The organism is Aliihoeflea sp. 40Bstr573, from assembly GCF_024105655.1.
GTDB lineage: Bacteria > Pseudomonadota > Alphaproteobacteria > Rhizobiales > Rhizobiaceae > Aliihoeflea.
On the sequence record NZ_JAAAMH010000016.1, the window covers coordinates 61885 to 80077 of the forward strand.

Genomic DNA, 18193 nt, shown 5'->3' on the forward strand with positions numbered 1-18193 from the left:
AGCTAGGGTGTTGGCCGAACTTTGTCATCGCCGCGACCTTCAATCGGCAAGTTCGTCGCGCTGGCGTTGCAAACGTATCACGGCCCGCAGCCCGCCCATCTGCGACCGGCCAAGCTCGAACAAACCGCCATACTCCTTGACGAGATCGGATACGATCGCCAGGCCCAGCCCGGTTCCTGGCTTGGTTTCGTCCAGTCTTTGTCCGCGCTTCATCGCAACTCGCGCCTTTTCCTCCGGAATGCCCGGCCCGTCATCATCGATCGTCAGGACGAAGCCGGGGCGCCCGTCGTCGCCATCGCGCCGCACGGTCACCGCGACTGCCGTGCGCCCCCATTTGGTGGCGTTCTCGAGCAGGTTGCCGACCAGTTCCTCGAAGTCCTCCTTCTCGCCGCTGAAGACAATTTCCTCGTCGGGCCCATCGAGGGAGATGTCGAGATGGGGATTGAGCTTGGTGAGGACGCGCACAAGCCGTTCGAGCGTCGCCACCACGGGCGTGCGGAACAGCACGCTGTCGCGTTGCGCGGCCACGCGTGCGCGCTGGAGGTAGTGCTCGACCTGCGACTGCATCGCCGTCGCCTGATCGACGATCAGTTCGCCCTTCCGGCCGCCCATCGCGGCCCCTTCGTTGAGAAGAACGGCCAGTGGCGTCTTCAGAGAGTGGGCGAGATTGCCGACCTGCGTGCGTGAACGCTCGACGATGCGCCGGTTGCTTTCGATCAGCGCGTTGGTTTCGTCGGCCAACGGCGCAATCTCGGCGGGAAAACTGCCGTCGAGGCGCTGCGCGCTGCCCGACCGGATTTCAGCGAGCGCCCGACGCACGCGCGTCAATGGCCGCAGCCCGAGCCAGATCGCAATCGCGTTGATGGCGATCATGCCGAAGCCGAACAATGCCAGATAGATGTAGAGCTGCCGCTCGAAATCGGCGATCTCGGCTTCCAGATCCGACCGGTTGCCCATTACGCGAAATCGGGCCACGCGCTCGGCCGCGTCGAGCACGAACTCACTTTCATAGACATCGACGAACTCGTCCTCGATTCCCATCGTGACGTAACGCCGCTGGAATTCGCTGTCGAACGGCACCTCCTCCGTTGTGGGAGCCTCTATTGGCTCGACCATGGAGATGGATTGCAGCGACCCGCGCAACCCTTCGGAGATCGGCTCGACCGACCAGTACCAGCCGGAGCGCGGGATCGTGAACCGCAGGTCGCCCAGATTCGGGCTGCCTTGCAGCCAGCCGTCCTCCGTGACCGAAACCGTACTGATGAGGTTGAAGAGGTGTGCGGAAAGCAGGCTTTCGAAGCCGCGCTCGCTCGCCTGCCGAAAGAGCGTGGAGATGACCGTCGCGATTATAACGAGCGTCAGAACCGCCCAGAGCGTCGAGAACGCGATGACGCGAACGGTCAGCGAGCCGAGCCGCAGGCGCCTTGGCATCATGGGTGTGATGGCCCTTCGGTGCTCATGCGGCAGGCTCGCGCATGCGGTAGCCCATGCCGCGCACCGTCTCGATCATGTCGACGCCCAGTTTCTTGCGGAGGCGACCGACGAAAACCTCGATCGTATTGGAGTCGCGGTCGAAATCCTGATCGTAGAGATGCTCTACCAGTTCGGTACGCGAAACGACGTCGCCCATATGGTGCATGAGATAGGCGAGCAGCCGGAACTCGTGTGACGTCAGGCGCAGCGGCACGCCGCCAAGATCGGCCTTGGACGATTTGGTATCGAGCCGCAGCGGGCCACACGAAATTTCCGACGAGGCATGGCCGGCAGCCCTGCGGATGAGCGCGCGCAGGCGCGCCAGCACCTCCTCGATGTGAAACGGCTTGGCGACGTAGTCATCCGCGCCGGCGTCGATGCCGGCCACCTTGTCGCTCCACCGGTCGCGCGCCGTCAGTATCAGGACCGGCATCTTGCGGCCGTCGCGGCGCCAGCGCTCGACGACGGAGATGCCATCCATCTGCGGCAGGCCGATGTCGAGAACGACGGCGTCGTAGGGCTCTGTATCGCCCAGAAAGTGCCCTTCCTCACCGTCGAACGCCCGGTCGACGACATAACCCGCGTCGACCAGCGCGTCGCTGACCTGGCGATTGAGTTCATTATCGTCCTCGACGACCAGAATGCGCATGGTTCATTTCGTCCCTTGACCCAACTATCGGCGAATCGCTGCCGAAGACTACATCGGCACGACGAATTCGGCACGACGGGGGCGCTGGCCGTCCTGGGCGGGAACCAGCACGACGATCACGCATACCTGCTGGCCGCCGCGATCTTCCGGCGTCGCCTTGGCGAGCGTGCCGCCATTCTGCGCCGCGACCTGCTGGCCGATCGCATAGCAATCGCCCTGCACAAGCTGGACACGCTGTGGTGTCCCCGGAGCGGCAGAGAACATCGGCAGCGCCCAGCCCGGCGCAACTGCGCCGAAAGCCATCGATACTGCCAATGCCAGGGTCGGGATGCGAGTGTTCTTCATGTGTCACGTTCTATTACAGACCGGCTGAACATCAAATGAACGACAAAGCGCGAAGTTGCAGGGCCTTCACTTGATCCGCGTGGTCGCGGCCAGCCGGCCGAATATAGCCACAAGACCGGAAATTGCTGCAACGGTCTGCAGCACCGTGTCGGTCAGGGCTGCGCCGTCGACAGCATCGACTGGCACGCCGAGGGCCGCCGCACCTGCGCTCGCCACCGTGATGATCGACGCCCAGATCGTGCGCGAGGTGTACCAGGGCTTTTCGATGTCCATGTGCTTTCCTTTCTAGGTGTTGAAATGGAATGTGCGCGACGCCGGAACGCCGGCGCCGACAGCCAGGCTGACTTGGCTGACGCGAAGCGTGGCGGCGGTGCGACCCTCGACCATAGACGCGGCCACCTGCCACTGCGGCTGTGTCGTCTCGGCTTCGGCTATGATGGTGTCGCCGTCGAAAAGCGTCACGCGGTAACGCTCCTCGGCCTCGCCGAGCGGGATGTCGGAGAACAGCCAGCTATCGGCGTCGATCCGCCCGCGGCGCGTCCACGCGAAAGCGAGCATTTCGCCCTCCCGTCCGAAGCGCAGATGGCAGGGCGAGAGCGGCATTGGCGCCCGAGTGCCCCCGCCCAGGGAAACGCCCGACGCGTAGCGATCGGAAAGGTCGTATCCCGCCGGGGCACAGCGCCAGTTGAGCTCGCGCCCGATCTCGCTGGACAGTAAGCCCGCCGCCACGACCGCCCGGTCGAGAAGCACGAACCGCGCCCCGGCATCCGTACCCGCTGCGAGCGCGTCTTCGGTGCCGAGTTGCCCGCGCAGAAGGTTCGTGAGTTCCCAAAGCCCCGTCGCGATTTCGTCCGCGGCGGCAAATTGCAGAACCTCCCAGCCGGCTGCGCTTTCGATCGCGCAGGCGTTCGCACCGCCCAGCATGTCCGCGATCGTCACCGATTGCAGAGATCCGCCATGAAGCCGCACGCGCAGCCGCGATGCACGGTCGATCAAGCCGCTGCGGCCCGAAGGTGCGGCCACATCCAACCTGCCCATCGTCGCCGGACGGTCGATCTGCGTGCGCTGCGTGAAGCCACCTGTATCAGTCGAGGCGAAAAGCAGATGGCTGCGCCATGGCCGCGCAGTCGCCGCGATGCGAAACTGGTTTTCCGGCGCGCCGCCATCCGGCCCGGTCGGCAAGTCGAGCCAGATCGCCTCCGGAGGACCTGGCAGCGCGGGCGTTTGCCGCTCCGGCGGCTGGATGCGCTGCCACGCGCTCGGCGCCCCCAGACCGATGCGCCGCGCGACGACCCGTGCCGTCAGCCCTTCTTCGACCGTCTCGACGCGATAGACCTTGTCGCTCCTCCGCTGGGAAGCCGCATCGCCTGTCCGGCGGAAAGTTCGCCAGGCGCCGTCGCGAAGCTGATCGTCTCGCGTCCAGCCCGATGCCGGTCGAGCCAGCGCGCGGCCAGCGCCGCTGCCTGCCCCTGCTCCAGCATCCCTGGGAAGCCGAGCCGTGACCGGCTGTCGGCTCCAGGGCCAGACACGGCGGCGTGCGCCTGCGCCGCTTGGTACTCACGAAGGGGATCGCGATAGGCGAGTTCCACTTCGCTCGCGACCTGCGTATTCGCCTCGCTCGTCGTCTCGACCACCACGCCGCCATCGTCCACGAGGTCGACGACGTCGAAGATTTCGCCCACGATTTCGGGATTGCGAAACGTGATCGTCCCGCCGCGTTCGCTGACGCCAAGGCCGAATAGCTCCACCAGGGGCTGCAACGCCCCCCTCGCCGTCGCCGGCTCATCGACGACGTAGCCAGCGATGGTCTGGTGCACGTCCCGCACATCCGGCAGCGGCAGGCCGTGCCGCACCATGATCGTCTCGATCAGCGAGCCGACATCGACCCCGCTCGCCCGGCCATTCATCCAGTGACCAAGGAACCAGTTCGCGCCGTCGGCCCAGATGCCGCCGAGTGTCGGAAACGCCGGAAACGGTCGCGCGTCCCAGGCCCAGACATAGAGACGGTCAGGATCGACCATCCGACCGCCTTCCAGCGTCGCTGCCGGATTGCGGGCGTCGTCGAAGGCCGGATGATCCGGCTGCCACGCCCCGTGCTGCGCCTCGAGATAGCGCGCCTGCGCGATGTCGCTGCGCTCGCCATTCGAAAAATGAGGGGCAGCGTTCTCGGAACTTTTCGGGTCGGGAAATACGTTGGGCTGGTTGGGTCCCTTGTCGATAGCCGGACAGCCGATCTCGGTCATCCAGATCGGTTTCGAGCCCGGCACCCAGGCGGTCGGCTCGGCCATTTCCACGCCACCGAGGCGATTGAAATGCGGGTTCTCCCACCAGGATTTGATGTCCTTGTAGCGAAAGACCCAGTCCTTTCCGTAAGCCCCGTCGATGATCGGCGTGCGTTGCCGCGCAATGCGGTGCTCAAGCGAAGTGTAGAAGAAGTCGTAGCCCTCGCCGCGCGAGACGCTTTCAAGCAGACCGGCCCGATCGTTGGCGCACGCGAACCCATAGAAATTGCCGCCCGCCTCGTCGCCGTCCCGCCAGTCCGACAACGGCATGTAGTTGTCTATGCCGACGGCTGAGATCGCCGGATGCGCCCAGAGCGGATCGAGATGGAAAAAGACGTCGCCCGAACCGTCCGCCGGGTGGTGCCCGAAATATTCGGACCAGTCCGCGCCGTAGCTGATGCGCGCCTGCGGCAGCATCGACGCCACCTCGCCAGCCAGTTCGCGCAGGACGTCGACGAACGGAAACCCGTTCGCCGCGTCGCGCAGCGTCGTCAGTCCGCGCAGTTCCGAGCCGAGCAGGAAGGCATCGACGCCGCCCGCCATCGCCGCCAGCCGCGCGTAATGCAGCACGAGCCGGCGATAGCCCCAGTCGTCGGGCCGCAAGCAGGCGACGCTCTCGCCCGCCGCGACCACATCATCAGGACCCACCTCGCCCGTAAAATCCGCGACGACACCCTGCACGGCGTTCGTTTTGTCCGGGCTTCCTGATCGTCCCGGCGCCGGCATCGACGTAATCCTGCCGCGCCAGGGATAGGCCGCCTGCTCGACGCAGCCATAGGGGTCCGGCAAGCCATTTCCCGCCGGCACGTCCATCATGATGAACGGGTAGAGCGTTGCCTTCAGTCCGCGCCGGTTGAGCTCGGCAATGGCGTCGATCACGGATCGGTCGCTCGGCGTCCCGCCATAGGCAGCCGCTTCACCGATTTGGGAGACCACATAGGCCGCCTCGCGCGGCACGCCGGATACGGACCATGCTTGCGAGAACCCGTCGGGATCGCCCTGCGTCACACCCGGGCGCACTCGGCATGTCCCGGCACGCAGGTCGTCCCCGAACCAGGTGACGACGAGTGCGACGTGCTTCAGGTTCGGAAACATCGCCTGCAGCTCGTCCAGCGAGGCCTCGATGTCGCTGCCGGCGTGAAGCACATGCCGGTTCACCGCCTCCGTCTCGCCGCCTGGCCGGGCCCGCGTCACCTCGGCAGGCGAAAGGCCGTATTCGGTCGAGCCGGGGATCAGCGCCACCGCGCGCACGTCGTTCTGATAGCCCCCGATCGGACGCACCACCTCGAACTGGAACTGCGGCAAGCGATTGCCGAAGTCCGCCAACGGAAACCGGTCGAACACGACATAGGCGACGCCGCGATAGGCTGGCGCATCGCCTTGCTTCGCCGCGATCAGCGGGTCCGGCTGCTGTTCTTCGCCTCCGCGATAAACGCGAATTTCGAAGCGCTCGCGGTCGATCTCGCGTCCATCCGCCCAGATCCGCCTGACGCTCGCGATCTCACCCTCGCAAAGCGCGAAGGCGGCATTGGCGAAATAGCTGTAGGTCGTCGTCTTCGGCCCGCCCTTGCCGCCCTGGCGCTCGGTCCGGCTTTCCTCCTCGAAACGTGTCGCCCAGATCAGGTTGCCGGGCACCCGCGCTGTTCCGAAGGCCTGCGCCAGCGGAACGCCTTCTTCCGCTTGAAACGGACGCATTCCCGAAAGCCGCGGACCTTCGAGCCGCTGCGATCCGGTCAGCATCGCGCGGTCGACGAGATAGCCACCGATCGCACCGGCTGCGGAACCGATCGCCGCGCCGAACGTACCGAGATAGCCACCGAGAAATGTCCCGGCAGCCTGCAGAACGATTGTCGCCATCGAGTTCCCCGGTCAGGCTGGAAATTGAAAGGCCGCCGCGATGCGCGACTTCCATGCCGGCACCAGCGGCGACACCGCCACCGCGTGGCCTTCATAGGCATGGATGATCGTCTCGCCGTCGGCGAGGATTGCCAGATGCTTGGCCGGCAGTTGCCTGCGCCAGCGGAAGGCCAGCACATCGCCCGGCATCGCCACTTGTACCGGGACCTCCGTCATGTGCCGCCGCGCGGCCTCCAGCAGCGGCTCGTCCCTTCGTGCCTCGGCCCAGTCGCGCGAATAGGCCGGCACCGCTTCGGGCTCGCAGCGATAAAGGCTGCGCCAGATACCGCGCAGCAATCCCAGACAGTCGCATCCCACGCCCAGCCGCGATCCTTGATGCCGATAGGGCGTGCCGATCCAGCGTCGCGCCTCCTCCAAGACTTGCCCGCGCCTCATGGAACGATCGCCCCGCCGTCGAACACCCCGTCCTCGCTGACATAGCCATAGGCGACGTCATTGCCCGGCAGATGCGGAAAGCCACGGAAATTCAGAGTGTTGAAGAACTTGTCTCGACAGGTCGAAAACGCCTTGTCGCAGCCCGCCGCAATGGTGAACGCGCTTCCCGGCGCAAGGGCGCCGCCGTCGTCCAGGCTGACGAGAACACCCTCCGTTCCGCGCCGGTGAGCTGTCACGCGGTAGGCGTGCCCCTCGCTCGTCAATCTCCCGCCACCGAACCAGCCATCGGCATAGGCGTCGAGCCCGGCGACGACATAGGTATCCGTCGCCTGCCGGGATACGATCGTTCCCGCCGCAGCGAAGCCCGCCATCGCGACGCCGCAGCGCATGTCGCCAAGTTCGGCATCGCAGCTTCGCCGCAGATAGCGCCCCGCCGGCCGATCGAGGTTGCGCGCGAGGCTTTCGAGTTCGGCGACCAACGCCCCGTCGCGGCGCGTGATCTTGCCGATGGCGGATACGCGGACCAGCTCGGCCCCGTCAGGCGCAGCCCAGTCGACGCGGAACGTCTCGACCTTCGCACCGTCAAGCAATCCGGCATCGATCTCGTCTTCCGAAAGCCTTGTGGACGACAGCGCCCCCTCGATCTCCGCCGTGTCCACCGCCAATCCCAGTGAGGATTGCGCCTCGCTCTGGGAAAATCCCGATTGCGGTTCGAAAATGGTCCCTTCGAAGGAAAGCATCTTGTCGTGGTCCGTGAAGCCGAGCGCCGTCCCGTCCCTTTTGGTCACCCGCCAGCAGAAGCACAGCGTCGTCGCCAGATCGCTCATGCGAACACCTCGACGATCGGAATCGACGGGATATGCCCCGCCTTGAACGACGACAGGCTGATTTCCAGCCGATCCGTGTCGAACCGAGCGGCGATGTCGAACAGGAAGCCGGCTGTCACCACGCTACCTTGCGCCGGCGCGGCGTCGAGCGTCACGATTCCCGTCAGGGCATCGACTGAAAAAGCGCTCGCGCCGAGTTCGAACCCGTCCACGGCCACTCGCACCGATCCAGCGACCGGCAGGGTGATCTCGCGCCGGTAGGCCTCGGGCCCGCCGCCGTAAATCTTGGCAAGCTGAAACGCCGTGGCCGCGCCGTCGCCGATCCCGATCTCCTGATCCATCGATTCGGGTTCTGCGCCCAACCCACCGGATTTATGATCGAAAGGGTCGCGAAAGCGGAAAGCGTGAAGTGCTCCGCGCCGTGCCTCGAAGAAGGCAACGAGCTCGCTGAGATCGTCAAGCGCGCGCAGGCCCGTTCCCGCGTCGAAGCGCCGGCGGGAGCGGCTTTGCCGCAGGTTCCGCCGCTCCTCGCCGGACGTCATGGTTACGATCTCGATGCGCCTTTCCGGTCCGCCGGTCGCGCCGAAGGAGATGGCGGTCGGAAACCGCTGATCGTGAAATGTATCCATCATGGCCTCACATGGTTCGCGTGCCGCGCGAGACGGCTCGCGCCAGCATGCCGGTGATCTGCGCTTCGGATTTGCGGAACGAGGTGGCGTCCGCCGCCGTCACGTTGAACACGACGTTGACGGACCCGCCGCCGCTCGCAGCCACGCCGAGGCGCCCGTCGGCGGAGCGTTGCAGCGGCAGGATCGCCTCGGCGCCCGCCTCGCCCATCAGTCCGGCACCTCGCGCCATGGGAAAAAGCGTCGGAGCGGACACGACGCCGCCCTGCGCGAACGGCGTGATCGAGCCCGGCACGCCTCCCTTGGCGAAGGGTACGATCCCGCCCAGAAGCCCACTGAGTGCACTCGACGCCAGCCCGCTCAGCGGCTTCAGGCCCTGGGTCAGCGCCATGCTGGCCATGTTGAGGCCGATGCGGCGCAGTATGTCGTCAAGCGACCGCCCGCTGACCGTCGCCGCCCGCAACGCCCCGCCCAACTGGTCACCGAAGCGGGACGACAGCTTTTCGAGGTTCGACAACGCCGCGGCAAAGGGCGCCGTGTCGGCCTCGATCGAAACGGTGAACGTCTCGTCCATCGTCGGTTACTCCTTTAGGGATCGGGAAAGCGCGCCATCAGCGCGCCGAGATCGTTGCGCGCAGGCGCGTGGGGAGCCGCGCGATTGAGCCGGGCGCACCAAGCGAATTCGCGTGGTGTCATCGCCCACAGTTCGGCCGGTTTCAGCCGCAGCAGGCCAAGGCCGGTTTCCAGGACGTCGTCCCACGGGAACCAGCTCATCGGCGCTGCTGCGGCGGTCAAGGGTTTGTGGGCCTCGCCTCCTCCCCGGCGCCGCCCTGCACGCCGAAGCTCGCGGTCAAGAGGTCGGAGACGATCGCAGCGAAGCCGGTCACACCATCCTCGCAATGCATCGCCAGAACGTCGCCATCGCAAACTGAATTGCCGCCACCGCGCAGCCCCGCGCCAATGATCTTCGCCATGTCGCCGGCCGACAGTCGGCCGGTCGAAAACCGCTCGACGAGTGCGCCCAGGTCTTTCGCCTCAAACGCGCTTTCGAGTTCCGCCAGCGCGCCGAGCGTCAAACACAGCCGGAACGCGCGGCCGTCGAGCGTCGCCGATATCTCGCCGCGCCGCTGATTCACATTCATGCGGCCTCCGCGAAGCTGAGCGCGCCGGCCGATTCCAGCGCTGCCTCGAACGTCACTTCGCCATCATGGCTGCCAGCATATTCGAGCGCTGTGATCTGGAACGGTCCCTCGATCATGCCGAAATCTGGGATCGCGAGTTGCCAGGCCGAGATCGCCCCTTCGAAGAAGCGCGCGCGCAGCAGGGCGTCCGACGTCTGGTCCTTGAAGATGCCCGATCCGCTGACCGAGGCGCGCTGTACGCCGGCGCCAGCCAGAAGTTCGCGCCATCGCCCCGCCGAATCCGCGTTCGTGACGTCGACGGTCTCGGAATTGAACGCCAGCCGCTTGGTGCGCAGTCCGGCGATGGTGACGAACGCGCCCGTTCCGTCCGGGTCGAGTTTGAGCAACAGATCCTTGCCCTTCTGAGCAACCATGAAGGCCTCCAGGTAAAATGTTCAACGATGTCAGTGAATTCAGCTCGTCGCTTCGGTCAGCGCGCGAAACCGAACGAGCCCATGATGGACGTCATTGTCGTCCTCATAGCGGACTTCGGAATATTCGGCGCGCAGCCGGATCAGCGCATGGCCGTCCAGCACCAGTGCCGCGTCATCGAGGGCCGCCCGCACGGTCTCGATCAGCGTATGACACAGGCTCTTGCCGCGTTCCTTCGACCAGACATGAAGCGTCACCAGATGTTCCGCACCGCTTTCCGTATCGGTCGACCAATCGTAGACGCTGGTCCGGCCGAAGGTGAGATAGGGGACCTGCGCGTTGGCTGGCGCCTGATCGTAGAGCCGGACCTCGCCCATGGCGACCTCCAGCTCCGCGTTTCCCTGCAACGACGCGAAGACGGCCCGCTGAAGCTCAAGTGCCGCGCTTGTGATCGGTCCCCTCATCGCCCGTCCGGCGCCCCCGTTCGCCACGATAGCCTGACGCAACGTCGTCCGCCAAGCCGTGCAGAAGGCTGCGCAGGCTCTTCACGAGATCGTCGCTGGTCGTGCGTATGGTCGCCTTCATCGTCCCGCCTCCCGCGTCTCGCAGACGAGATACCGTCCGGTCTCATCCGGATCGGAGATCGTCTCGATGGCAAAGACACGTTCGCCGCGACGAAAACGCATGCGGCGCGCGATGTCTGCGCGATGGCGCACGGTGACTCGATGGGTGATGTCGACCTGCCGTTGGTCTGCACCATAGCGCATGCGGGCCCGAACCGGCTCGATATGGGCGAACAGCGTCGCAACCTCGACCCACATGCGCACCACGCCGCCCGCCCCGTCGCCGCTTTCGATGGCATCCTCGACGATCAGATCGGTGCGCAGCATTCCCGGATCGATGAATTCGGCCATCACTCAACCCTCCTGCGTTTGAACGGCGCGATCAGCCGCTCGTAGCCGGCTGGATAGGAGACCGGCTGGTCCCTCGCCCCGTGCACGCCGCGAAATTCGTACCAGTGCGCCACGAGGATGAGCACCGCCCGCTTCAGCAAATCGGGCACGTCCGTCGCCGCCTCGCCATGACCCGCGACGAAATCGATCTCGATGCCGTTCAGCGAGGCAGTCGGAGCCAGCGGCGTCCTGAAATGGACGCGCGCCGGACGCGACACCGCGTCGACCACATAGCCCGCCGGATCGACCACCGATCCCTCACCGTCCTCGCCGAAGACGGTCACGGACAGGACCTCGCGCACCGGATGCGGCGCCAGGCGCACGGTCCGGTCGCGCGGCAGCGCGTCGAGCACCTTGCGCCAGGTCTGCGCCATCAGCGCCAGCCCCGTCGCCGCCTCCACTTCCTCGCGCGCGGCGCGGATCAGGCCCGATACCAGTTCATCCTCGCTGTCATGCTGGACGCGCAGATGCGCCTTGGCCTCGGCCAGCGTCACCGGCTCACCCACGGGGCCGGTCGTTCGAAATGCGGTCATCGCCACCTCGGTCATCGGAAAATGAAAAGGCCCCGGCAAAAGCTTGCCGGGGCCGGGCACGTCGTTCGGCCAGTCAGGAGAAGCCGGCCTTACGCCATGCCGAACTTCAGAAGCTTGTTCGCGTCGAAATCCTGCACCCCGCCGCCGACGCGCTTGGTCACGTAGAAGAGCACGTAGGGCTTGGCGGAATAGGGGTCGCGCAGGACGCGAACGCCCGCCCGGTCGACGACGAGATAGCCACGGCCGAAATCGCCAAAGGCGATCGGCGTCGCATCGGCGCCGATGTCGGGCATGTCCTCGGCCTCGACGACCGAAAAGCCCATCAGCATCGCACGCGAACCGGCAGTCGCCGGCGGCTGCCAAAGATAGTTGCCGTCGGCGTCCTTCAGCTTCCGGATCGTCGCCTGGGTCCTGCGGTTCATCACCCAGTTGGCGTTCTGGCGATAGCCGCTCTTCAGCGCATAGACCGTATCGATCAGCACATCCGATGCATCCTCCACCGGCAGTGCGCCAGCCACGCCCGTCAGGACGTGGCCAAGGCTACCCCAGGCCCAGACACCTTCCGCCACCGAACCGTAGTCGAGGAAACCGCGCGGCTTGTTGATGCCGTCGCCATTGATGAAGGCCGCGCCTTCCTGCTCGGCAAACGCCGTCTCCACCTCCGCCGTGATCCAGTCGCCAAGATCGACAATCGAATCTTCCAGAAGCGCCGCCGTCGCCGCCGGCATGGCGTAAAGTTCCATGGTGGGGAACTGCATCTCCTGCAGCGCCGCCGTGCCGGTCTGCGGACGCGCCGCCGTCTCGCCCACCCAGCCGACCGTCGGCCCGTTCACCGCGAAGGGCTTCTTCAGCACCGCGCCGGAAACCTGCCGCACCGTCGCGATCGAGCGGATAGGCGACAGTTCGCGCAGCCGCGATCCAATCGCCGTCTCGATCTCGTCGGGCACGAGATACCCGCCATCCTGGCCTGAGCCGTAGCTCATCGCCTTCTGCTCGAGATCGCGCAGCGTGCGGTCCTCGCCGGCGCGCACATAGGTGTCGAAGGCATGCTTGTGCTCGAGCGCGACGCCGGTCCCGCGTTCGCCGCCCAGATGCGGGCGCGCCCGCTTCAGGCTCATTTCGTCGAGCGCGCGCTGCTGACGGTCGAGCGCGGCCGACAGGCGCTCCACCTTGTCGGTGGTGATGACGTCGGCGCTCATGCGCTTTTCGATCTGCGCCAGACGGCTGTCATTCGCCTCGCGAAACGCGCCGAACGTCGTCATCAGGTCGTCGAAGGCATCGGCGATCTCGGCGGTTGCCGCCTTGGTTTCGATGGATTGAATCATCGAGGACTGGTCCTTTGATTGAGGGATCGTGTCGCCAGGCGAATGCGCTCCGCCAGGCTCGTTTTTGGGTCCGGCGCGGCATCCCGCGCGCGCCTCAAGCTGGCAAAGCCAAGCGCCACCACATGCCTCGCCTCCTTGCGCGTCAGCTGCGCGTCCCGCGTCAGCCAGCGTTCGAATTCGCGTGTCGTCGGCAGCCCCGCGCCCTTGGCGATCCGCGCGCCCTCCTGCATGGGGAAGGTCACGACCGAAATCTCCCAGAGATCGGCTTCCTTGATGTGCCGGATGCCGGTCTTCGGATCGGTGTGGCCGCGTGCGACCTTGAAGCCGATCGACAGCCCGTCGAGCGCGCCGTCGCGGATCAGTTCGCGCACTTCGCGCCCCCTCGCCGAGCCGGCCGACAACCGCCCGCGCACCTTCAGCCCGAACGCGTCCTCCGAGATATCCGTCCAGGCGCCGATCGGCTGCGCCGGATCGTGCTGGAAGAGCATGCGGATGCCCCCCGGCCCCTTCTTTGCCAGCGCTTTCGCAAAGGCCCCGCGCTCGACGATGTCGCGGCTCATGTCGATCCGGTCGAACAGGCTCGCATAGCCCTCGAACATGCCAGCCTCGTCCACGCCGTCGATGGTCACGTCGATCAGCTTGCGCTCCAGTTTCATCGTGCTGACCGTCATGCCCCGTCGCCCCGCTCGCTTTTCCTGTCCGCCCGGTCGAAGAGCTGCATCACGAGGCCGAGCGCCCACCAGGCGCTGAGGCTCGCTGCCGCCGATCCCATCAGCATGATCTCGAAGGCGCCCAGCGACGATCCGACATCGAGTTCGGAGGCGATCTTCAGCCCCGCCGCGCCGCCGAAGATCAGGCCGGAGACGACGCCGACGGTAAACCGCAGCGCCGCCTCGCGCCGCCCGCGCGGCAGGACATAGGCGACCGAGATCGCCGAACCGGCAATCGCGCCGGCGAATTTGGCCAGCCACAGCCAGGCCGTTTCCATGGCAAGGTTCATTGCACCCTCCTTCAAGCGGCAGGCCGCGGGCCGTAGCCCACCGCCTCGCGCTTTTCCGCGTCGGTCAGGAATTGCGCCGTGCCGACCCGGGCCCACAGCGCCTCGCGCTCGGCCGACAGGCCTTCGATACGGTCGGCATCGAAATTCAGCTTCAACCTGCGCCCGAAGCGCGGTGCCAGCCAGCCACCCAGTTCCTGCGCGATGCGCTCCACGAGCGGCAGCACGGTCAGGCGGTAGAAAGCGCGGTTCGCCTCCTGATAGTTCGCATAGGTGTTGTCGCCGGGAATGCCGAGGATCATCGGCGGAATCCCAAAGGCGAGCGCGATTTCGCGGCTCGCCGCATTCTTCGCCTCGATGAAATCCATGTCGCGAAGCGTCAGCCCCATCGCCTTCCAGTCGAGCCCGCCTTCCAAAAGCAGCGGCCGCCCGGCCCGCACCGCGCCCGTATAGCCCTCCTCCAGTTCCGCCTTCAGCCGCTCGTACTGGTCTTCGGTCAGGTTCCCCCCTTCCTTCGGCGCATAGACGAGCGCTCCGGAAGGCCGTGCCGAATTGTCGAGCAGCGCCTTGTTCCAGCGTCCCGTCCCATTGTGCACGTCGAGGGCCATCGTCGCCGCCTGCAGCGGCGGAAAGCCGTAATGGTCGTCGAGCGGATGGAAGAGCGCGAAGTGATGCGCCCCGCCGGTGTCGCTCAAGCCCAACGCCACGCGCCGCGTTTGCGCGCCCTGCCGCTCCTCGAGCGCCACCGGCCAGCCGGAACGATCGGACGCGACCGTCACCCGGTCCGGACGCAACAGATGCAGTTCGCGCGCACCGGACGGCGTCTCGACCAGTTCGGCATAGGCGTTCCCGGCCATCATCAGGTGCCCGTAGAGCCCTTCGAGGAAGGCCGGCCCGGACTGGCGGGCATTCGGCCGCGCGATGAGATCGAGCAGCGGATGCTCGGTCAGTTCCTCGCCGTCCTCGTAGAGCAGCCAGGGGATCGTCGCCGCCGCCTGCGCGATCATGCGCACCGAGCGATGCACCACCGGATTGCGCATGAAGCCCTCGCGGGCAAGCGCCGCATAGTCGCCGCGCGTCCACACCGCCCCGCCATTCATGTGGAGGGCGACAAAGCCTGGGGACAGGCTCGCGGAGCGGGTTTCCAGCCGCGCGCCATCGTCCTCAGGGCGCCGCGCCCAAGGCCATTTCCATCCCATCGGCTATTCCTTCAGGTGAGTTTGCGGATGCGCGGTTCGTGCCCGCGTCCCAGAAGAAGTTCATTCAGCGCCCAGACGAGTGCGTCGAGCCGGTCGGGCGAGCGTCCGTTCGACAGACCCTGCGGCCCGAAATCGCACATTTCGTCTTCCAGCTCGGCAAAGCGGCGCGCATGCACCACCTTGCCCTGATGATAGAGCGCGGCCACCGGCTCGGCGCGCAGCCACTTGCCGCGCGAAGCGCGCACCGCCTTGATCGGCAGGCTCGCATCGACCGCCGAAAGCACCGCGCCGACCATGTCGCCGCCCTGGTTCACCTCCGCCACCACGCAATCCGCTTCATGCCGCTGGTAGGCCTCGACGATCCGCGCGGCCCAGCCCTGCGGCTTCAGCCCCTGCACCGTCGCATCCTCCAGCACGACCGCCCGCCCGTCGTCGCACAATCCGGCAACCACGATCCCGCACGCATCCGCTTGCCTGCCCGAACTTGCCGGCGGGTCGACCGCGACCACAATCCGCGCCATTTGCGGCCGGCCGTCGAGCCGTGCCGCCTCGAGCTGGGCGCGCGACCACAGCGCGTCGTCGCGATCCTCGATCAGTTCGCCATCGAGTTCCTGCCGTTCGAGCCGCGATCCGGCATAGCGCCTGCGGATCGCCTCGATGAACCCGGCCGCCAGATTGCCGCTATTGTCCATCGTCTTCAGCCGCGTCACCGTCACGTCAGGATCGGCGATCAGCGCCTTCACCAGCGGGATCGGCCGCGGCGTCGTCGTGACGATCTGCGCCGGCCGCTCGCCGAGCCGCAAACCGAATTGCAGCATGTCGAAACATTCCTGCGGATGCCGCCACTTCGCCAACTCGTCGCACCAGGCCGCATCGAATTGCGGCCCGCGCAGGCTCTCGGGGTCTTCCGACGAAAAAGCATAGGCCACCGCGCCGCTGTCCCAGACCAGCCGGCGCCGCCCGGCCTCGTAACGCGGGCGGTTGCCCCGCGCCTGCGTGATGATGCCCGAAGCGCCCTCGATCATCACCTCGCGCACATCGCCCAGCGTCTCGCCGATCAGCGCGATGCGGCCATGTTTGCTGCCGAAGCTGAAGGGCGGCAGCCCGCGCACCAGCGCGTTCACCCATTCGGTGCCGAGCCGTGTCTTTCCCGCGCCGCGTCCGCCCAGCACCAGCCAGGTCGGCTTGTTCGTTTTCAGCACATATTGCGCGCCGTGGCAGTCGCGCACCCATTCGCCGCGCGTCAGCGCCTCAACATGCGCCGTCAGGTTCTGCGCTGCCCAGTCTTCCTGCATGATATCGGGCGAGTTCGCGAATTCGGTCGTCGATCCGCTTGAGAGCGGCGGCAAGTTCGGCATCGTCTTTGATCTGCTTGTCCTTTGCGTCCTCGTCGGAGCGCATGGTTTCGCCGATTTTCTCCAGCGCCCGCACCATCGCCATGATGGTGTCGACGCGCGCCTTGTCGAAGGTCAGCCCCTCCCCGTCTTCGCTTCCAAGCGTCAACCGCTCGATCTCGGCGATCAGCCGGTCGTACTGGACGTCGATCCGGCGCCTCCGCTCGGCCACGCTGCCGGCCGCGACCGGCCGCCACCCCTCCGCCTCGGCCCGCATCCGCACCATCCGCAGCGAGCGCCCCGCGATCATCGTCAGGTTCTCCAGCGACGCCTCCCCGCCCTCATGGACATGCCGCATCGCGGCGAAAACGCTCTCTGCGCTCCCCATTTATCCCCTCTCGGCATCTATGTGAGATGATCTTCGGCGAGCTTCCCGCTCCGCCCCAGCCGCAATAATGCGACCATGCCCGTAACCTACAGATGCACCGTTACGGTGTCAAGGATTATTTTCCTATCTCTGGGCATTGCAGCCGTCATTGAAAAATGGAGGTTGCACTATCCTTCGCGAGGAGATCGGTCTTGGGAAGCGCGACGATCTAGCCTTTCTCGAATTCAGGTTCCGCGCATAGCGCGTCGTAAATGGCGCCATTTCCGTTCGCGACATGACCCATCAGAATGAAGCGCAGGTCGAGCCCCCAGCCGCAAATGCGGTTGTTGAGATCAATGATCTCCCGGAAGTCCAGCTCTCGATAGACCATCACATGCTTGCGGTACTCCTCCGGTTCTGTTTCGCGGGCTGCCACCCGAGGGTCGATTAGCAGCAGTGCGGCCGGGAGGTCTGGGCTGAACCCCCAGACATGATGGGCTAACTTATCTCGGCTTTTCTGGCTTGTCTTGGCGACGGCTAGGATCGCTGCTAACAGGCGGGAATGTTCGTCACTTAGGACGCTCCTTGCCACTGCGTTTATAGCTTGAGTTTTGGCCGACTGAGTTTCGATTGCGAGATACGCTATTGCAGCGCGGTCACCCGCGCCCCCAAGCAGTTCGAGGTAGAGTCCGAGGAGGAAGTTTTCTACGTTCGACCAACTTGCAATTGCCTCCATTGCGAGAAGCCCCAAGGCGGGGTTTTTATCGAACAACGGCATCCCAGCATTTCCGATCCAGATGCTAGCATTAGATGAAACCCTCGCAAGCGGTTGTGGCGGCATGTCAGAATCTCCCGACGACAAAGACTAGGAAAAGGGCGACGAGGTTCCCCGCCACCTGTTGAACCCCGCTCGCGACGCTGAGACCGAGAAGGGTGGCAAACAACAGGACAGCGATGCGAAGATTGAGCGCGGATGCAGTTCCGCGGCTATTAGGAACATTCGCTTGGGATGTTAGCGGTGCCCGAGGGGTGACCGAGATCAAAGCCCGAATGAGTGGGGGCTAGCAGTTCTCAGCGATCCAGTCGTTTGTACCCTCTAAGGCCATTGTGAATTGTGGCTTCTTGCTAAACTCGATGACGATCACGCGGTCATCTTCATCAACGAAGCTCCTTAAATGATTTCGCACCTCAACGGCCGTGTTATTGAGATTGGCTAGATAGAAGTCTCTGATGGCTTTATGGGCGCTCAAACGCTCCATTTCTTCCCAAAGCTTCGGGTAGTCCTTTCGCCTGATAAGGTCGTAGCCAATTGGAGACCTCGAAGAACCTCCCCATCTCGCCCGTTTCATGATTCAATCTTCCGGTGATTTGCGGGAGGCTGCAGATGCGGGGACAGGTTGGGTTCTGGGATATTGACGAGCGTTATGTACGGCTGAGC

23 protein-coding genes and 1 pseudogene are annotated in these 18193 nt (G+C 65.5%); all 24 read right to left on the reverse strand.

Annotated elements, in window-relative coordinates:
- Window positions 1–39 precede the first annotated feature (39 nt).
- A complete protein-coding gene (locus tag GTK01_RS16620; RefSeq protein WP_305883896.1) occupies window positions 40–1431 on the reverse strand; it encodes an ATP-binding protein in 1392 nt (463 codons plus the stop codon).
- Window positions 1432–1456: 25 nt separating this feature from the next.
- Window positions 1457–2122, reverse strand: coding sequence for a response regulator transcription factor (locus GTK01_RS16625; protein ID WP_252928079.1), 666 nt, complete (start codon window positions 2120–2122; stop codon window positions 1457–1459).
- Window positions 2123–2170: 48 nt separating this feature from the next.
- Window positions 2171–2467, reverse strand: coding sequence for a hypothetical protein (locus GTK01_RS16630; RefSeq protein ID WP_252928080.1), 297 nt, complete (start codon window positions 2465–2467; stop codon window positions 2171–2173).
- Window positions 2468–2533: 66 nt separating this feature from the next.
- Window positions 2534–2740 (reverse strand): hypothetical protein, encoded by a 207-nt coding sequence (locus tag GTK01_RS16635; RefSeq protein ID WP_252928082.1) that lies wholly within the window; start codon window positions 2738–2740, stop codon window positions 2534–2536.
- 12 nt (window positions 2741–2752) lie between these two features.
- Window positions 2753–6606: pseudogene (locus tag GTK01_RS16645) on the reverse strand (glycoside hydrolase/phage tail family protein).
- 12 nt (window positions 6607–6618) lie between these two features.
- On the reverse strand, window positions 6619–7041 hold the full coding sequence (locus GTK01_RS16650; protein ID WP_252928089.1) for an NlpC/P60 family protein: 423 nt from the start codon (window positions 7039–7041) through the stop codon (window positions 6619–6621).
- A complete protein-coding gene (locus tag GTK01_RS16655) occupies window positions 7038–7868 on the reverse strand; it encodes a DUF2163 domain-containing protein (protein ID WP_252928091.1) in 831 nt (276 codons plus the stop codon). The genes GTK01_RS16650 and GTK01_RS16655 overlap by 4 nt, the downstream gene beginning before the upstream one ends.
- Window positions 7865–8500 (reverse strand): DUF2460 domain-containing protein, encoded by a 636-nt coding sequence (locus GTK01_RS16660; RefSeq protein ID WP_252928092.1) that lies wholly within the window; start codon window positions 8498–8500, stop codon window positions 7865–7867. Before GTK01_RS16660 ends, GTK01_RS16655 begins: the two co-directional genes overlap by 4 nt.
- A 4-nt stretch (window positions 8501–8504) precedes the next feature.
- Window positions 8505–9068, reverse strand: coding sequence for a phage tail tape measure protein (locus GTK01_RS16665; RefSeq protein ID WP_252928094.1), 564 nt, complete (start codon window positions 9066–9068; stop codon window positions 8505–8507).
- A 14-nt stretch (window positions 9069–9082) separates the two neighbouring features.
- Window positions 9083–9289 (reverse strand): phage tail assembly chaperone, encoded by a 207-nt coding sequence (locus tag GTK01_RS16670; protein ID WP_371924376.1) that lies wholly within the window; start codon window positions 9287–9289, stop codon window positions 9083–9085.
- The gene (locus tag GTK01_RS16675) at window positions 9286–9636 is read right to left on the reverse strand and encodes a gene transfer agent family protein (RefSeq protein ID WP_252928095.1); all 351 of its coding nucleotides are present in this window, start codon (window positions 9634–9636) and stop codon (window positions 9286–9288) included. Before GTK01_RS16675 ends, GTK01_RS16670 begins: the two co-directional genes overlap by 4 nt.
- Complete coding sequence (locus tag GTK01_RS16680) at window positions 9633–10049, reverse strand: phage major tail protein, TP901-1 family (protein ID WP_252928097.1); 417 nt, start codon at window positions 10047–10049, stop codon at window positions 9633–9635. The genes GTK01_RS16675 and GTK01_RS16680 overlap by 4 nt, the downstream gene beginning before the upstream one ends.
- Before the next feature lie 39 nt (window positions 10050–10088).
- Window positions 10089–10511 (reverse strand): DUF3168 domain-containing protein, encoded by a 423-nt coding sequence (locus GTK01_RS16685; protein ID WP_252928099.1) that lies wholly within the window; start codon window positions 10509–10511, stop codon window positions 10089–10091.
- Complete coding sequence (locus GTK01_RS16690; RefSeq protein WP_252928101.1) at window positions 10480–10632, reverse strand: hypothetical protein; 153 nt, start codon at window positions 10630–10632, stop codon at window positions 10480–10482. The genes GTK01_RS16685 and GTK01_RS16690 overlap by 32 nt, the downstream gene beginning before the upstream one ends.
- Complete coding sequence (locus GTK01_RS16695) at window positions 10629–10961, reverse strand: phage head closure protein (protein WP_252928103.1); 333 nt, start codon at window positions 10959–10961, stop codon at window positions 10629–10631. The genes GTK01_RS16690 and GTK01_RS16695 overlap by 4 nt, the downstream gene beginning before the upstream one ends.
- Window positions 10961–11533, reverse strand: coding sequence for a head-tail connector protein (locus GTK01_RS16700; protein ID WP_252928106.1), 573 nt, complete (start codon window positions 11531–11533; stop codon window positions 10961–10963). The genes GTK01_RS16695 and GTK01_RS16700 overlap by 1 nt, the downstream gene beginning before the upstream one ends.
- An 89-nt stretch (window positions 11534–11622) precedes the next feature.
- Window positions 11623–12885 (reverse strand): phage major capsid protein, encoded by a 1263-nt coding sequence (locus GTK01_RS16705; protein WP_371924378.1) that lies wholly within the window; start codon window positions 12883–12885, stop codon window positions 11623–11625.
- Window positions 12855–13529 (reverse strand): HK97 family phage prohead protease, encoded by a 675-nt coding sequence (locus GTK01_RS16710; RefSeq protein WP_252928110.1) that lies wholly within the window; start codon window positions 13527–13529, stop codon window positions 12855–12857. The genes GTK01_RS16705 and GTK01_RS16710 overlap by 31 nt, the downstream gene beginning before the upstream one ends.
- A complete protein-coding gene (locus tag GTK01_RS16715) occupies window positions 13526–13858 on the reverse strand; it encodes a DUF6107 family protein (protein ID WP_371924377.1) in 333 nt (110 codons plus the stop codon). Before GTK01_RS16715 ends, GTK01_RS16710 begins: the two co-directional genes overlap by 4 nt.
- Window positions 13859–13869: 11 nt before the next feature.
- Complete coding sequence (locus GTK01_RS16720; RefSeq protein ID WP_252928112.1) at window positions 13870–15054, reverse strand: phage portal protein; 1185 nt, start codon at window positions 15052–15054, stop codon at window positions 13870–13872.
- An 11-nt stretch (window positions 15055–15065) separates the two neighbouring features.
- A complete protein-coding gene (locus GTK01_RS16725; protein WP_371924379.1) occupies window positions 15066–16349 on the reverse strand; it encodes a DNA-packaging protein in 1284 nt (427 codons plus the stop codon).
- Window positions 16306–16776, reverse strand: coding sequence for a hypothetical protein (locus GTK01_RS16730; protein WP_252928125.1), 471 nt, complete (start codon window positions 16774–16776; stop codon window positions 16306–16308). The genes GTK01_RS16725 and GTK01_RS16730 overlap by 44 nt, the downstream gene beginning before the upstream one ends.
- 208 nt (window positions 16777–16984) lie before the next feature.
- Complete coding sequence (locus tag GTK01_RS16735) at window positions 16985–17533, reverse strand: hypothetical protein (protein ID WP_252928127.1); 549 nt, start codon at window positions 17531–17533, stop codon at window positions 16985–16987.
- Between the two features lie 283 nt (window positions 17534–17816).
- The gene (locus GTK01_RS16740; protein WP_252928129.1) at window positions 17817–18104 is read right to left on the reverse strand and encodes a CRISPR-associated protein Cas2; all 288 of its coding nucleotides are present in this window, start codon (window positions 18102–18104) and stop codon (window positions 17817–17819) included.
- Window positions 18105–18193 lie beyond the last annotated feature (89 nt).

Coding starts and splice junctions, on each gene's coding strand:
- GTK01_RS16635 (WP_252928082.1), bottom strand. CDS start 2,740: ATGGACATCGAAAAGCCCTGGTACACCTCGCGCACGATCTGGGCGTCG.
- GTK01_RS16735 (WP_252928127.1), bottom strand. CDS start 17,533: ATGCCGTTGTTCGATAAAAACCCCGCCTTGGGGCTTCTCGCAATGGAG.
- GTK01_RS16660 (WP_252928092.1), bottom strand. CDS start 8,500: ATGATGGATACATTTCACGATCAGCGGTTTCCGACCGCCATCTCCTTC.
- GTK01_RS16675 (WP_252928095.1), bottom strand. CDS start 9,636: ATGAATGTGAATCAGCGGCGCGGCGAGATATCGGCGACGCTCGACGGC.
- GTK01_RS16700 (WP_252928106.1), bottom strand. CDS start 11,533: ATGACCGCATTTCGAACGACCGGCCCCGTGGGTGAGCCGGTGACGCTG.
- GTK01_RS16655 (WP_252928091.1), bottom strand. CDS start 7,868: ATGAGCGATCTGGCGACGACGCTGTGCTTCTGCTGGCGGGTGACCAAA.
- GTK01_RS16710 (WP_252928110.1), bottom strand. CDS start 13,529: ATGACGGTCAGCACGATGAAACTGGAGCGCAAGCTGATCGACGTGACC.
- GTK01_RS16650 (WP_252928089.1), bottom strand. CDS start 7,041: ATGAGGCGCGGGCAAGTCTTGGAGGAGGCGCGACGCTGGATCGGCACG.
- GTK01_RS16625 (WP_252928079.1), bottom strand. CDS start 2,122: ATGCGCATTCTGGTCGTCGAGGACGATAATGAACTCAATCGCCAGGTC.
- GTK01_RS16680 (WP_252928097.1), bottom strand. CDS start 10,049: ATGGTTGCTCAGAAGGGCAAGGATCTGTTGCTCAAACTCGACCCGGAC.
- GTK01_RS16690 (WP_252928101.1), bottom strand. CDS start 10,632: ATGAAGGCGACCATACGCACGACCAGCGACGATCTCGTGAAGAGCCTG.
- GTK01_RS16665 (WP_252928094.1), bottom strand. CDS start 9,068: ATGGACGAGACGTTCACCGTTTCGATCGAGGCCGACACGGCGCCCTTT.
- GTK01_RS16725 (WP_371924379.1), bottom strand. CDS start 16,349: ATGCAGGAAGACTGGGCAGCGCAGAACCTGACGGCGCATGTTGAGGCG.
- GTK01_RS16720 (WP_252928112.1), bottom strand. CDS start 15,054: ATGGGATGGAAATGGCCTTGGGCGCGGCGCCCTGAGGACGATGGCGCG.
- GTK01_RS16715 (WP_371924377.1), bottom strand. CDS start 13,858: ATGAACCTTGCCATGGAAACGGCCTGGCTGTGGCTGGCCAAATTCGCC.
- GTK01_RS16730 (WP_252928125.1), bottom strand. CDS start 16,776: ATGGGGAGCGCAGAGAGCGTTTTCGCCGCGATGCGGCATGTCCATGAG.
- GTK01_RS16695 (WP_252928103.1), bottom strand. CDS start 10,961: ATGGCCGAATTCATCGATCCGGGAATGCTGCGCACCGATCTGATCGTC.
- GTK01_RS16685 (WP_252928099.1), bottom strand. CDS start 10,511: ATGAGGGGACCGATCACAAGCGCGGCACTTGAGCTTCAGCGGGCCGTC.
- GTK01_RS16630 (WP_252928080.1), bottom strand. CDS start 2,467: ATGAAGAACACTCGCATCCCGACCCTGGCATTGGCAGTATCGATGGCT.
- GTK01_RS16620 (WP_305883896.1), bottom strand. CDS start 1,431: ATGCCAAGGCGCCTGCGGCTCGGCTCGCTGACCGTTCGCGTCATCGCG.
- GTK01_RS16740 (WP_252928129.1), bottom strand. CDS start 18,104: ATGAAACGGGCGAGATGGGGAGGTTCTTCGAGGTCTCCAATTGGCTAC.